The organism is uncultured Ralstonia sp., from assembly GCA_913056305.1.
Taxonomy (GTDB): Bacteria; Pseudomonadota; Gammaproteobacteria; order Burkholderiales; family Burkholderiaceae; genus Ralstonia.
The window spans coordinates 1-13,360 of sequence record CAJXMR010000037.1 but is presented as its reverse complement, the minus strand read 5'-3'; the positions used below and the strand labels follow the sequence as shown (position 1 = coordinate 13,360).

11 protein-coding genes are annotated in these 13,360 nt (G+C 69.6%); 10 read left to right on the top strand and 1 reads right to left on the bottom strand.

All coding sequences use genetic code 11. The features are described from left to right. Positions 1-49: 49 nt before the first annotated feature. The 8 genes from gspL (at position 50) to QZ609_RS08890 (ending at position 10,163) form a co-directional block, all read left to right on the top strand. Entirely contained in the window at positions 50-1,474 is a 1,425-nt protein-coding gene (gene gspL / locus QZ609_RS08925; protein ID WP_295493463.1) for a type II secretion system protein GspL, read from the top strand. A gap of 9 nt (positions 1,475-1,483) precedes the next feature. Continuing rightward, on the top strand, positions 1,484-2,062 hold the full coding sequence (gene gspM / locus QZ609_RS08920; protein WP_295493461.1) for a type II secretion system protein GspM: 579 nt from the start codon (positions 1,484-1,486) through the stop codon (positions 2,060-2,062). An 11-nt stretch (positions 2,063-2,073) separates the two neighbouring features. Next, a complete protein-coding gene (locus QZ609_RS08915; protein WP_295493459.1) occupies positions 2,074-2,931 on the top strand; it encodes a type II secretion system protein N in 858 nt (285 codons plus the stop codon). A gap of 49 nt (positions 2,932-2,980) precedes the next feature. After that, positions 2,981-5,386 (top strand): type II secretion system secretin GspD, encoded by a 2,406-nt coding sequence (gene gspD / locus QZ609_RS08910; RefSeq protein ID WP_295493458.1) that lies wholly within the window; start codon positions 2,981-2,983, stop codon positions 5,384-5,386. Between the two features lie 22 nt (positions 5,387-5,408). Beyond that, positions 5,409-6,965 carry a type II secretion system ATPase GspE gene (gene gspE / locus QZ609_RS08905; protein ID WP_295493455.1) on the top strand — a complete coding sequence of 519 codons (1,557 nt, stop codon included), beginning with the start codon at positions 5,409-5,411 and terminating at the stop codon, positions 6,963-6,965. A 25-nt stretch (positions 6,966-6,990) separates the two neighbouring features. Next, positions 6,991-8,202: a type II secretion system inner membrane protein GspF gene (gspF, locus tag QZ609_RS08900; protein WP_295493451.1), complete on the top strand. Its 1,212-nt coding sequence runs from the start codon at positions 6,991-6,993 to the stop codon at positions 8,200-8,202. Between the two features lie 426 nt (positions 8,203-8,628). Then, entirely contained in the window at positions 8,629-9,504 is an 876-nt protein-coding gene (locus QZ609_RS08895) for a hypothetical protein (protein WP_295493448.1), read from the top strand. Beyond that, positions 9,489-10,163 carry an N-acetyltransferase gene (locus QZ609_RS08890; RefSeq protein ID WP_295493445.1) on the top strand — a complete coding sequence of 225 codons (675 nt, stop codon included), beginning with the start codon at positions 9,489-9,491 and terminating at the stop codon, positions 10,161-10,163. Before QZ609_RS08895 ends, QZ609_RS08890 begins: the two co-directional genes overlap by 16 nt. 62 nt (positions 10,164-10,225) lie before the next feature. On the opposite strand, the gene QZ609_RS08885 is transcribed toward QZ609_RS08890, so the two are convergent. Further along, positions 10,226-11,695: a PLP-dependent aminotransferase family protein gene (locus tag QZ609_RS08885; RefSeq protein WP_295493511.1), complete on the bottom strand. Its 1,470-nt coding sequence runs from the start codon at positions 11,693-11,695 to the stop codon at positions 10,226-10,228. A gap of 92 nt (positions 11,696-11,787) precedes the next feature. Here QZ609_RS08885 and QZ609_RS08880 point away from each other — a divergent pair, with 92 nt between their 5' ends. Further along, positions 11,788-12,471 (top strand): pyridoxamine 5'-phosphate oxidase family protein, encoded by a 684-nt coding sequence (locus QZ609_RS08880; RefSeq protein WP_295493442.1) that lies wholly within the window; start codon positions 11,788-11,790, stop codon positions 12,469-12,471. Next, a partial coding sequence (locus tag QZ609_RS08875; protein WP_295493440.1) for a DMT family transporter occupies positions 12,468-13,360 on the top strand: 893 nt, incomplete at its 3' end. The genes QZ609_RS08880 and QZ609_RS08875, both read left to right, overlap by 4 nt.

Here is a 13,360-nt window from a genome sequence, read left to right as displayed (position 1 = left end):
GCGGCCTCCCCGTTTGTAGCTCGCGTCTTTACCCGAATCGAGGAGCGGTTTGACGACCTCCCTGTACGTGCGCCTGCCGCACCGGCCCATCCAATCGCCCGAACGCTGGTCGCTGGGCGCGCTCGCGTCCGTGCCGTTTGCGCTGGTGCGCGAGGAAGGCGCGCAGCGCAATTTGGAAAGTTCGCAGCGCGTCCTGCGCGAAGGCACCGCGCGCATCGACGAACTGCCCGCCGCTGATCGGCTGGTCCTGCTGCTGCCCGCCGCCGACGTGCTGCTGGTGCCGGCCACGGTGCCGCCGCTGGCGCCCTCCAAGCTGCGCCTGGCACTGCCCAACCTGGTGGAAGACCGGTTGGTGCAGGACGCCCAGCAATGCCATATCGCGCTGGGTCCACGCCTGGGTGGCGCGCCCGCGCAAGGCTGGCGCGCGCCGCGCGAGCCACAATCGCGCGCGCTGATGATTGCCGACCGCGCCTGGATCCGCTTCCTGCTCGACAGCGTGGCCGGGCACAAGCACCGCACTTGCCATCTGCTGCCGGCGCAGCTGTGCCTGCCGTTTGAAACACCCAGCGTGGCCGCATCGTCTGCCGAAGCCGTCCAGGCTGCCGAAGCGCGTGCCGAGCCCTCGCTCGACGCGGCTGAAGGCAGCCCTGCCGAAGCACTGGTCACCGCACCCGCCACCATCGCGCTCGACGCCGCCACGGCGACCGACCCCGACGCGCCACCCGCCGTCGACATCACGGTGCGCATCGGCGCCGCCGAAGGCTACGGCCTGCGCGTGCTGCCCGCCCACGTGGCCGACTGGCTGGCGATCGCACCCGCGCCGGCTCGGTTGATGGTGTCGCCGGCGCTGCGCGAGTTGGCGCCGGGGCTGTCCGCCGATCCGGCTGCGGCCAAGCTCGATTGGTCCGCCTGGGCTGCCGGCGCGCGCGCCGCGCTGGCCTCGGGCAACGCCGACCTGTGCCAGTTCGACTTCGCCCACGGCGGCATGACCGGCGTGGACTGGAGCGTGTGGCGGCTGCCGGTAGCCCTGGCCGTGGTGCTCGTGCTGGTCCAGCTGATCGGCATGAACGTGCAGTGGCTGACGCTGCGCGCCGAGCAGAAGCGCCTGGACACGGCCATGCGCGCGCAGCTGCAGACCGCCTTCCCGAATACCCCCGTGATCCTCGACCCGCCCGCGCAGATGCGCCGCCAGGTCGAGCAACTGCGGCTGGCCGCCGGCAAGTCGGCGCCGGAAGACTTCCTGCCGCTGGCCGACCGCTTTGCCCAGGCCGCCACCAGCCTCGCGCCCGATGCCCTGCTGGCCCTGGACTACCACGGCCGCGCGCTGACGATCACGCTCAAGGAAGGCACCAACACCGCCACGCTGCGCACCGCCGCCCGCGCCGTCGGCCTGAAGATGGACAGCGCCGAAGCCCCGCGCAGCGGCGAGACGGTCGTGCCCGGCTCGCGCTGGACGGTCTCCCTCGCGCAATAACGAGTTCACATGGCTACCTCCTCCAACGCTTCCAACGCCTCCGCCGCACGACGCCGGCTGCCCCGCATCGGCGTGCCGGATGCCGTGCGCGACGCGGCCACCGCCTTCTGGATGCAACGCGAGCCGCGCGAGCGCCGCATCCTGGCCGGCGGCGGCGCGATCCTGGCGCTGGTCCTGATCTATCTGCTGTTCTGGGAGCCGGCCTTCGAAGGCCGCCGCAAGATCGAAAAGGCCCTGCCCGAGATGCGCAGCCAGCTCGCCGAGATGGAAACGCTCGGCCAGGAGGCGCGCGGGCTGTCGGCCATCACCGCCACGCCGGTGCCGCACGGCAACGACCTGCAGGACGCACTCAATGCGAGCCTCACCGCCCACGGGCTGAAGGCCACGCGCATGGCGTTCTCGGGCGAGAGCGTGCAGGTGCAGCTCGACAAGGTGCCGTTCGGCGCCGTGGCCGAGTGGCTGCAGGAAGTGAAGCAGGCCCAGCGCATGAAGGTGATCGACGCAGGCATCAAGTACGTGGGCGCCACCGCGCTGGTCAATGTCACGGCCACGCTGCAGGGCCCGGCTGCCGGCGCCGGCAGCCGCTGAGGCAGACGCCGATGGCCATCGAATCCCTCCCCCCGCTGCGACTGCGCCGGCGCACGCCTGCCGAGGGCGAGCGCACGCACCTGGGCTGGCGCATCGTCGTGGGCGTCGCGGCCGTACTGGCGGTGGCAGTGACGGTGGTGTCGCAATACCCCGCTGCGTGGGCGGCCGAGCGCGTGGCCGAAGCCACCGGCCAGCGTGTGGTACTGGCCGATGCGCAAGGCAGCATCTGGCATGGCAGCGCCACGCTGGCACTGACTGCGGGGGCAGGCGCCCGCGATGCGACGGTGCTCCCAGGGCGGCTGTCGTGGTCGGTCGACGTGCTGCCGCTGCTGACCGGCACGCTGCGCGCGCACCTGGCGCACGACCGCGCGCTGGGGCAGCCGGTCACGCTGGCGGTCACGCCGGGCGGCTGGCAGGTCGAAGCCGGGGAGATGTCGCTGCCGGCCTCGCTGCTGGAGGGCATCGGCGCGCCGTTCAACACGCTCAAGCTGGACGGCCAGCTGCGCGCGCAATGGACCCCGCTGTCGGGCCAGTTCGGCGGCGGCAAGGGCCAGCCGGATACCGCGCAGGGCGCGCTGACCGTCACACTCGAGCAGGTATCATCCAGCCTCAGCCGCGTGCGGCCGCTGGGCAGCTACCGCGCGGTGCTGGCGTTTGCCGGCGTGGCAGGCGCGAGTGGTCAACCGGCGGCCCAGCTGACGCTGTCGACGCTGGCCGGGCCGCTATCGCTGCAGGGCCAGGGCACGGTCGGCCGGGGCGCACATTTTGACGGCATGGCACGCGCCACGCCGGAGTCGGAACCGCAATTGATCGGGCTGCTGAGCCTGATGGGCCCGCGCGACGGCACGGACTATCGCCTACGCTTTTGATCCAAGCCGGCGCCCAAATCACACGCCTGCAACTACGAACGACGAGACCATGCACAACGCCTCTCTCCGACCCACCGTCCGCGCCATCGTCCTGGCATGCTGCGCAACGATGGTGGCCGGCTCGATGCCCGTCTATGCTGCCCCGCCTGCCAACCCGGCACCGGCGGCAAGCGGTAACCCCGGCAACGAGGTCTCGCTCAATTTCGTCAATGCCGACCTGGAAACCGTGGTCAAGGCCATCGGCGAGGCCACCGGCAAGAACTTCATCGTCGACCCGCGCGTGAAGGGCACCGTCAATCTCGTCACCGAGAAGCCGGTGACGCGCACGCAGGCGCTCGAATCGCTGGGCTCGATCCTGCGCATGCAGGGCTACGCCATCGTCGAGGGCAACGGCTTTACCAAGGTCGTGCCCGAAGCCGATGCCAAGCTGCAGGGCTCGCCCACCAGCGTGGGCACGGGCAGCCGTGGCGGCGGCGAGCAGGTGGTGACGCAGGTGTTCCGCCTGCAATACGAATCGGCCAACAACCTGGTGCCGGTGCTGCGGCCGATGATCGCGCCCAACAACACCATCACTGCGTACCCGGCCAACAACACGCTGGTCATCACCGACTATGCGGACAACCTGCGCCGCATCGGCCGCATCATCGCCTCGATCGACAATCCGGCCGCCGGCGAGACCGAGCTGATTCCGCTCAAGAACGCGGTGGCGCTGGACGTGGCGGCCACACTGCAGAAGCTGTTGGACCCGTCTGGCGGCGGTGGCGCGGCCGCGGGCGCCGGCGCCGCGCTGTCGGACCCGAGCCTGCGTACTTCGGTGGTGGCCGAGCCGCGTTCAAACAGCGTGATGATCCGTGCCTCCAGCGCGGCACGCCTGTCGCAGGCCAAACAACTGATCGCCAAGCTGGATGTGCCGAGCGCGCGCCCGGGCAATATCTGGGTGGTGCCGCTCAAGAACGCCAACGCGGTGCAGCTGGCGGCCACGCTGCGCGCCATTGTGGCGGCGGATGCCACGCTATCGGCTTCGCAGTCGACTGGCCCCGGCGGCCAGAGCGCGGCGCAAGGCGCGCAGGCGCAGCAGCCGACCACCGGCGGCACGGGCACCCAATACCAGGGGACGCAAAGCACCTCCGGCACCTCGGGCAGCGGCAGCGGCATGGGCAGCGGCAGCTCGTCGTTCCGCGCCTCGTTCGGCCAGAGCAACCTGCCGACCACCGGCGGCATCATCCAGGCCGACCCCGCCACCAACGCGCTGATCATCACCGCCAGCGAGCCGGTCTACCGCAACCTGCGCGCCGTGATCGACGACCTGGACGCGCGCCGCGCACAGGTCTACATCGAGTCGATGATCGTCGAGGTGACCTCAGACAAGGCCTCGCAACTGGGCATCCAGTGGATGGTGGGCGCAGGCGGGCCGAACACGTACGGCTTTGGCGGCACGAACTTCGGCAGCGGCGTGGGCAACATCCTGAACCTGGGGGTGATCGCCGCCACGGTGGGCAGTGGCGGGATCGGCAGCACCGCGGCGCAGACCGCCCTGACCGCCCTCACCGGCAGCAACGTCTCGGGCGTGAACGGCGGCAACTTCGGCGTGTTCAACAAGAGCACCGGCCTGGGCGCGATCCTCTCGGCGCTGGGCTCGGACGGTTCGGTCAACGTGCTGTCCACGCCCAACCTGATCACGCTGGACAATGAAGAGGCCAAGATCCTGATCGGACAGAACGTGCCGATCACCACCGGCTCGTATGCCCAGACCGGCAGCGCGGCCTCGGTCTCGCCGTTCCAGACGGTCGACCGCAAGGATGTCGGCATCACGCTGCGCGTCAAGCCGCAGATCACCGATGGCGGGCTGGTGAAGATGCAGATCTTCCAGGAGTCTTCCGCGATCGTTGGTGGCACGCAGAACGTTGCGAATTTCCCGCAGGGCCCGACCACCAACGTGCGCTCGATCGAGACCAATGTGCTGGCCAACGACGGCCAGGTGATCGTGCTGGGCGGCCTGCTGGAAGACAACTACCAGGACGCCGAGCAGAAGGTGCCGGGCCTGGGCGACATCCCTGTGCTGGGCGCGCTGTTCCGCTCGGAGAGCAAGCAGCGCAAGAAGACCAACCTGCTGGTGTTCCTGCGCCCATACATCCTGCGCACCGCCGAGGCGACCAGTGCGCTGTCGGACAACCGCTACAACTATATCCGCGAGACGCAGCAAGGCTTTGTCTCGCCCAACTGGCTGCCGACCACCTCGGACAAGGACACGCCGGTGCTGCCGTCGCCAGAGTCGATGCGCCCGGCACAGAATTTCGGTGATGTGTCGGTGGTGCCCAAGGGCCCGGCCGGCATCCAGGTGCCGCCCGGCGCGCCGATGCCGCAATCGACCACGCGCAGCGAGCCACGCCTGCAGAACTTCGCAGCGCCCACCTCGGGCGGCTACGACAGCAACGCGCCCCGCAATGGTGGCTGAGGCAGCGAAAAGGACCGCGACCATGGCCACGCAAGCCCCCCTCACCGACGCGCGCACGCTCGAACCACCTTCGCAATCGGCCGTGCGGCTGGTGCCGTACGCCTTTGCACGCGACGCCCGCTTGCTGGTCGCCCGGCAGGACGTTGACACGCTCGAAGTGTGGGTGTGCCCGGAGACGTCGCGCACCGCATTGGCCGAACTGGCCCGCGTGTACGGCGCGCTGCGGATCGTGAACCTGGACACCGGCGCCCTCTCCACCGCCACGCAAACCGCCTACAACGCCCAGGACGGCAGCGCCGCCCAGGTGGTAGGCGAGGTGGAAGGCGAAGTCGACCTGTCGCGCCTGATGCAGGACATTCCCGCCGTGGAAGACCTGCTCGAATCGGAAGACGACGCGCCGATCATCCGCATGATCAATGCGCTGCTCACGCAGGCTGCGCGCGAAGGCGCGTCCGATATCCATATCGAGCCGTTCGAGAACGCCTCGGTGGTGCGCTTCCGCGTGGACGGCACGCTGCGCGACGTGGTGCGCCCGAAGAAGGCGCTGCACGGCGCGCTCATTTCGCGCATCAAGATCATGGCGCAGCTCGACATCGCCGAGAAACGCCTGCCGCAGGACGGCCGCATCACGCTGCGCGTGGGCGGGCGCCCGGTTGACGTGCGCGTCTCCACCCTGCCCACCGGCCACGGCGAGCGCGCGGTGCTGCGTCTGCTCGACAAGGAAGCCGGCCGGCTGGACCTCGGCAAGCTCGGCATGGGCGCCGAGACGCTGGCGCGCTTCGACCGCCTGGTCAACCAGCCGCACGGCATCGTGCTCGTCACCGGCCCGACCGGTTCCGGCAAGACGACCACGCTGTACGCGGCGCTGTCGCGCCTGGACGCGGCCTCCACCAACATCATGACGGTGGAAGACCCGATCGAGTACGACCTGGACGGCATCGGCCAGACCCAGGTCAACCCGAAGATCGACATGACCTTCGCCAAGGCCCTGCGCGCCATCCTGCGCCAGGACCCGGACGTGGTGATGATCGGGGAAATCCGCGACCTGGAGACCGCACAGATCGCCGTGCAGGCCTCGTTGACCGGTCACCTAGTGCTGGCGACGCTGCACACCAACGACTCCGCTTCGGCCGTCACGCGACTGATCGACATGGGGATCGAGCCGTTCCTGCTGTCGTCGTCGCTGCTGGGCGTGCTGGCGCAGCGGCTGGTGCGCCGCCTGTGCGTGCACTGCCGCCGCGAGGAAGTGCTGGAACTCACGCCCGCCGAGGTGGAGGCCGTAGCCGGGACGCCAGCCGTCGACGGCGTGGCGCCGGCGGGGCCGTCACATCGCTCGGTGTGGCACCACGTCGGCTGCGAGCGCTGCGGCAACTCCGGCTATCAGGGCCGCACCGGCGTCTACGAGCTGCTGACCGTCACGCCCGAAATCCAGACCATGATCCACCGCCAGGCCGCTGAATCCGAGATCAAGTCATTCGCCATCGGCCAGGGCATGCAGACCATGCGCGCTGATGCGCAGCGCTGGATCGACGTGGGCGCCACGTCGCTCGAAGAAGTGCTGCGCGTAACACGTGACTAAGGCGCGACTGAGCGAGTAGCTACCCATGCCAGCCTTCCGCTACGAAGCCGCCGACGCCTCCGGCCGCACCGACAAGGGCGTCATCGAAGCCGACAGCGCGCGCCAGGCGCGCACCGTGCTGCGCGCACGCGGGCTCACGCCGCTGGTGGTCGATGCGCTCGGCGCGCAGGCGACCAAGCGCGCCGCATCGAGCTTCGGCAAGCGGCTCACCGCGCAGGAGAACGCGCTGGTCACGCGCCAGCTCGCCAGCCTGCTGGTCGCCGGCCTGCCGCTGGATGAGGCGCTCGCCGCGCTGGCCGACCAGGCCGAGCGCGCCTACGTGGGCGAACTGCTGGCCGCCATCCGCTCAGAGGTGGTGGGCGGCAGCTCGCTGTCGGTGGCGCTGGCGCAGCACCCGCGCGACTTTCCGGACATCTACCGCGCGCTGGTCTCGGCCGGCGAGCACTCGGGCAACCTGGGTCTGGTGCTCACGCGCCTGGCCGATTACATCGAAAGCCGCAACGCGCTCACCTCCAAGATCAAGCTGGCCTTCACCTACCCCGCCATCGTGACGGTGGTGGCGTTTGCCATCGTGATCTTCCTGCTGTCGTACGTGGTGCCGCAGGTGGTGAGCGTGTTCGCCAACACCAAACAGAAGCTGCCGACGCTGACCGTCATCATGCTGTGGCTGTCGGACTTCGTGCGCAACTGGGGCTGGCTGGCGGCGATCGTGCTGGTGGTGATTGGGCTGATCATCCGCAACCTGCTCAAGCAGCCGGCGCTGCGGCTGTCGTGGCATAAGTGGCTGCTGACGGCGCCGCTGTTTGGCAAGCTCGTGCGCGGCTACAACACCGCGCGCTTTGCCAGCACGCTGGCCATCCTTACCAGCGCCGGCGTGCCGATCCTGCGCGGCCTGCAGGCGGCCGGCGAGACGCTCAACAACGTCGCCCTCAAGACCAACGTGGAGGATGCCTCCACACGCGTGCGCGAAGGCACCTCGCTGGCGCGCGCGCTGGCGGCGCAGAACCAGTTTCCGCCCGTGCTGGTGCATTTGATCCGCTCGGGCGAAGCCACCGGCAACCTGCCCGCCATGCTCGAACGCGCTGCGCAGGGCGAAGCCCAGGAGCTGGAGCGCCGCACGCTGTTCCTCACCGGCCTGCTCGAACCCGCGCTGATTCTGACGATGGGCGTGGTGGTGCTGCTGATCGTGCTGGCGGTGCTGATGCCGATCATCGAGATCAACCAGCTGGTGCACTGAATCTGTCGGGCATCTGCGACACCATTGCAACGATTGGTGTCGCCGCCCGGGTGCAGCACCCGGCCGCATGGACATGCCGCGTGACCGCCGTCATGCTGGCGGGTTGTTCTTGCTGACACCCATTCCACCGATCATGCCTCGCCCGTCGTACCACCGCGCCCAGCCCGCGCAGGCCCTGCCTGCCGGCGACGCGTGCGCGCGTGCCGGCGTCGCGCATGATCCCCTCCCGGCCCACGCGGCCATCCGTCACATCCTGCTCGCCCGGCTTTCGTAAGCCGTGCGGGGCGCCGGCCATCAGGCCTCCAGCTTCGCACGGCCCGCCGCCTCAGCCTCCCCTGACAACACCACGTGCATGACGCCCGCCCGCGTCGTGCCACGGCACGTCCGCGCGCCCATGCGCCGGACGCCGCCGCAGGAAGTGACCCCATGGAACTCACCCAGAACTTCATCAAGGCCAAGCGCCCGTGCGCGAGTGGCTACCGCTGGTACGTCCGCAATCGTGACGGCGGCACCGATTATCAACACCTGCTCGACGGCCTGGTGCGCGATGGGCGCATCACCGATGCCTGCTGGCTGCTCGACCAATTCGGCGCCACCGATGCCATCCTCGAAGCCGATGCCATCGAGGCCGATGCGCTCGTCTTTGCGGGCACCATCGTCGTACGGGGCGGCCTGCACATTGGCACCGTGCTGCGTGCAGGCGGTGCCATCCGCGCGGGCGGCGGCATCCGAGCGGGCGAGGCCATCACGGCCGGCGGCGACCTCGAGACCGCCGGTGCGCTGCATTGCGACGGCACCATCGAGGCTGGCGGCGATATCCGCGCAGACTGGAGCGTGACCGCCGCCGGCGCGCTGCGCGGCGGCGGGCTGCTGCGCGTGCGGCGCGATCTGCACTGCGACGCGGGCGTCGAGACCGCCAGCGACATCGTGATCGGTGAAGACGCGCTGGTGCACGGTCCGCTGCGCAGCGGCAAGGGCATCCGCGCGGGGGGTGATCTGCACGGCCACGCGGGTGTCGCCGCCGCCTGCGGCATTCTCGCGGGCGGTTGGCTGCGGGCCGGTACCCACCTGGAAGCCGGCTGGGGCATCAAGGCCGGCGGCGATGTGGAATGCGACGGCGCCATCCGCGCCGGAGAAGGCATCGAGGCGGACGGCACGATCCTGGCGGGCGTGGGCTATGGCATCTATGCCGGCCTCGGTGTGCGCATGGCGGATTGGCCGGCCAGCGCACGGGTGCTGGCGCACGCACGGCCGCCACAGCTGATCAGCGGCCATTGGGAGGTGCCATGCACAGCGCGCTGATCCTGCCCGGCCTGCACTTGCCCATCGTGCCCGACCTGGCCGCGCCGGTGCGCAGGCTGTTGCGCCCGCTAGGGCTGCGTATCGACGTGGACCAGACGCCGGCCGATGTCGATCGCGAACTGGATGCGCTTTACGAACGGATATACCAGCCCAGCACCCCGCTGCATGGCATGGACACGGCGGGCTCGGGCATCCCCGGCTTTCGCCTGCATACGCGCGAGGCCGATGGCGAGCTCTACATTTATGTGGAGGACATCGCGCAGCGGCGGCTGGCGGGCTACACGGTGTTCAACCGGCTGATCGAACTGGATCGGCGGGCGGATCGCTATCTGCGGGCGCCGCACTCCAAGTATGCCGCGGGGTATCAGCGGCGAGGGCTGGCTTCTGCGGTGTATCGGCGGGCGCTGGAGAGCGGCTGGTGCCTGATGAGCGGAGCGCGGCAGTCAGCGGGGGCACATGCGCTGTGGGAATCGCTGGCGCGGCGGTATCCGTCTGGGTATGTGCGGGTGGAGCGCAAGCGGCTAACCTATCTGGGGGCGCGCGTCTCGGGCGCGGTGCTCGATAGCCTGGAGACACGGCGCATGTTGTTGGGGGGCGGGTGGACGGTGGAAGGGTTGGCCGGCGTGACAGGCATGCTCCTGGGCGAATGCGTGCCCTGAACCTTGGCCCTTCGCGGGCGATTCGCCACAACCGCCGGGGATGAAAGCCGCACCTGGAGCGATCAAGACACCAGCTCACCGATCACCTCGCCAAGCGTTCGCACCAACCCCTCCATCTGGGCAGCGGGCACGCCGCCATACCCCAGCACCAGCCCGTTGTACGCCCCCTGCGTATCCGGCAAACAAAACCGCGACAGCGGCCGCAGCACCAGCCCCCGCGTGCGCCCCACGCGGCTGACCTCCGTATCGGCGATCGGCACATCCAGCCGCACCGAGAGATGCATCCCCCCGGCCCCGCCGGACACGGTCAGCACGCCACCCAGATGTCGCTCCAGCGCATCCTGCAGCGCCGCGCGCCGCTCGGCATACAGCCGCCGCATGCGCCGCAGATGCCGCGTGAAATGCCCCGCCTCAATGAAGTCCGCCAGCGCCAGTTGCTCGGCCACCCGCCCGCGCAGCATCAGCGCCCCGGCGGTGCGCCGCAGCACCGGCGCCAGCGCGGGCGGCACCACCATGAAGCCGATCCGCAACGCCGGAAACATCACCTTGCTGAAAGTGCCGAGGTAGATCACGGGCGCGTCTTCGGCCAAGCCCTGCACGGCGGAGAGCGGCGCACCCTGGTGGCGGAATTCGCTGTCGTAGTCGTCTTCGATGATCCACGCGCCGGCCGCGCGCGCCTGCGCCACCAACGCCAGCCGCCGCTCCAGGCTCATCACCGCGCCCAGCGGGTACTGGTGCGACGGCGTGATGTAGATCAGGCGCGGCGGCGTGTCACGCCAATGCTCTGGGCGCGGGGCGAGGCCATCGGCATCGACGGGAATCGGCACCAGCCGCAGGTTGGCGGCCTGGAACGCGCAGCGCGCGCCGTTGTAGCCGGGGTTTTCGACCCAGGCGTTGTCGCCGGCATCGGCCAGGGTGCGGGCGCACAGGTCCAGCCCGTTCTGGGTGCCGTCGGTGATGAACACCTGCGCGGCCTCGCAGCGCACGCCGCGCGAGACGCGCAGGTACTCGGCAATCGCCTGGCGCAGCGCGACGTTGCCTTCGACCGGCATGTAGCCGAGCTGGGCGGGACCGACGTTGCGCCAGGCGCGCTCCATGCAGCGTCGCCATTGCGCGAGCGGGAATTCGTCGAGCGCGGGCGAGCCGGGCAGGAAGGGCAGCGGGTCGTCCATGCCGTTGCCGGGGCGTTCGATGTGGGCAACACGCTTGGATAATGTGAGCGCCTGCGCCTGCGCCGGCGTTTGCGCAGGCGCCTGCTGCAAGCCGACGCGCGCCACCACCGTCCCCTGCCGCCGCCCGACCACGAAGCCCTCGGAGGCCAGCCGCTCATACGCATACAGCACCGAGTTGCGCGCCATCGACAACTCATCGGCCAGGGCACGCGAAGGCAGCAGGCGGGTGCCCTCTTCGCTCTTGCCGCTCAGGATGGCCGCGCGCAGGCAGGCATACAGACGGTGCTGCCGCGACATCCGCACCAGGGCCTCGCGGCCGGTCTCGCGCTCGAAACTCGACAGCAGCACACCGTAGTCCATCTTGGCTCCATCAATCATCTGATACGTGGGTCTACGCATGGTGCCACGATTTTCTTATCGTGGACGCATTCCCAATGCTCAGGAGCCTTGCCATGACGACGACCGAAGCCACGCCACCGTCCGCACGCACGCGCGTGCGCCGCGTCGCCCAGCGCAGCCACTACGACCGCACCACGCTGTACACCATCATCGACGCGGCCTACCTGTGCCACCTCGCCTTTGCAGACGAACACGGCGTGCATTGCATCCCCACCGCCTGCTGGCGCGAGGGAGATCACCTCTATATCCACGGCTCCAACGGCAGCCGCATGCTCAAGCTGGCCGCCAGCGGCGCGCAGGTGTGCGCGACCATCACGCACCTCGATGGGCTGGTGCTGGCGCGCTCGGCATTCCACCATTCGATGAACTACCGCTCGGCGGTGGTCTACGGCGCGTTCGAGGTGGTGGAAGGCGCGGCCAAGGTGGCAGCGCTCGATACCTTTGTCGAGTTCATCGCGCCCGGCCGCTCGGGCGAGGTGCGCCCCGGCAACAGCAAGGAGCTGGCGGCGACGACCGTGCTGCGCATTGCGCTGGATGAGGCGGCATCCAAGATCCGCACCGGCGGGCCGAAGGATGATGAGGAGGATATGGACATCCCCGTCTGGGCGGGCGTGCTGCCGATGGCATTGCAGCCGCAGATGCCGATCGTCGAGGCCGCGCCCTCCGGCATGCCTGCCTATGTGCGGCAATGGCAGGCCCGTGCGGACGAACCCGCCGACCAGGCGATGACGTCATGACCGCCGCCGTCAGCACCTCCGCCCCCACCGGCGACGCACGTGCTGCATGGCTGCTGCTCGGCGTGGTCGCGCTGGCGTGGGGCATCAACTGGCCGGTGGGCAAGGCACTGCTGGCCTACCTGCCGCCGATCTGGCTGGTCGCGTTGCGCTCGGCGGTCGGCACCGTCGCGCTGCTAGCGATCTGCCTCTTGCGCGGCCGGCTCGTCGTGCCCAAGCGCGGTGACATTCCCGTCATCCTCAGTGTGGGCGTGCTGCATATGACGGCGTTTTCGGTGCTGGTCAGCCTCGGCCTGCAGTTCGTACCGGCCGGGCGTTCGGTGGTGCTGGCCTACACCACGCCACTGTGGGTCGTGCCCGGCGCGTGGCTGCTGCTTGGCGAGCCACTGACCGGGCGGCGCCTGCTAGGGGTCGGGCTGGGGCTGTTGGGGTTGCTGCTGATCTTCAATCCGCTGACGTTCGATTGGCACGACCGGCGCGCCGTCTTCGGCAACGGATTGGTGATGCTGGCCGCGTTGTGCTGGGCGGCCAGCATCCTGTACGTGCGTTCGCACAGGTGGGTGACGCCGCCGTTCGAGCTGGTGTTCTGGCAGGCGCTGCTGGCCACCTGTCTGCTGGTGCCGCTGGCGGTTGTGCACGATGGCGTGCCTGCGATCGACTGGCAGCCCCGGCTGATGGCACTGCTCCTGTATGGCGGCATGTTTGGGATTGCGCTGGCGTACTGGGCGGTGACGACGGTCAACCGGGCGTTGCCCGCGACGACCACCTCGCTTGGGCTGTTGGGGGTGCCGGTGTTTGGGATGGTGTGTTCTGCGGTGGCGCTTGGCGAGTCGGTTGGCGCTGCGCTGGTGGGGGCGATGGGGTTGATTCTGGGGGGAGATCGGAAGAGCAC

Bases quoted from the DNA above. Each gene is read 5' to 3' on its own strand.
- gspD (WP_295493458.1), top strand. From the start codon at position 2,981: ATGCACAACGCCTCTCTCCGACCCACCGTCCGCGCCATCGTCCTGGCA.
- QZ609_RS08895 (WP_295493448.1), top strand. From the start codon at position 8,629: ATGGAACTCACCCAGAACTTCATCAAGGCCAAGCGCCCGTGCGCGAGT.
- gspE (WP_295493455.1), top strand. From the start codon at position 5,409: ATGGCCACGCAAGCCCCCCTCACCGACGCGCGCACGCTCGAACCACCT.
- QZ609_RS08880 (WP_295493442.1), top strand. From the start codon at position 11,788: ATGACGACGACCGAAGCCACGCCACCGTCCGCACGCACGCGCGTGCGC.
- gspF (WP_295493451.1), top strand. From the start codon at position 6,991: ATGCCAGCCTTCCGCTACGAAGCCGCCGACGCCTCCGGCCGCACCGAC.
- gspM (WP_295493461.1), top strand. From the start codon at position 1,484: ATGGCTACCTCCTCCAACGCTTCCAACGCCTCCGCCGCACGACGCCGG.
- QZ609_RS08915 (WP_295493459.1), top strand. From the start codon at position 2,074: ATGGCCATCGAATCCCTCCCCCCGCTGCGACTGCGCCGGCGCACGCCT.
- QZ609_RS08885 (WP_295493511.1), bottom strand. From the start codon at position 11,695: ATGGACTACGGTGTGCTGCTGTCGAGTTTCGAGCGCGAGACCGGCCGC.
- QZ609_RS08890 (WP_295493445.1), top strand. From the start codon at position 9,489: ATGCACAGCGCGCTGATCCTGCCCGGCCTGCACTTGCCCATCGTGCCC.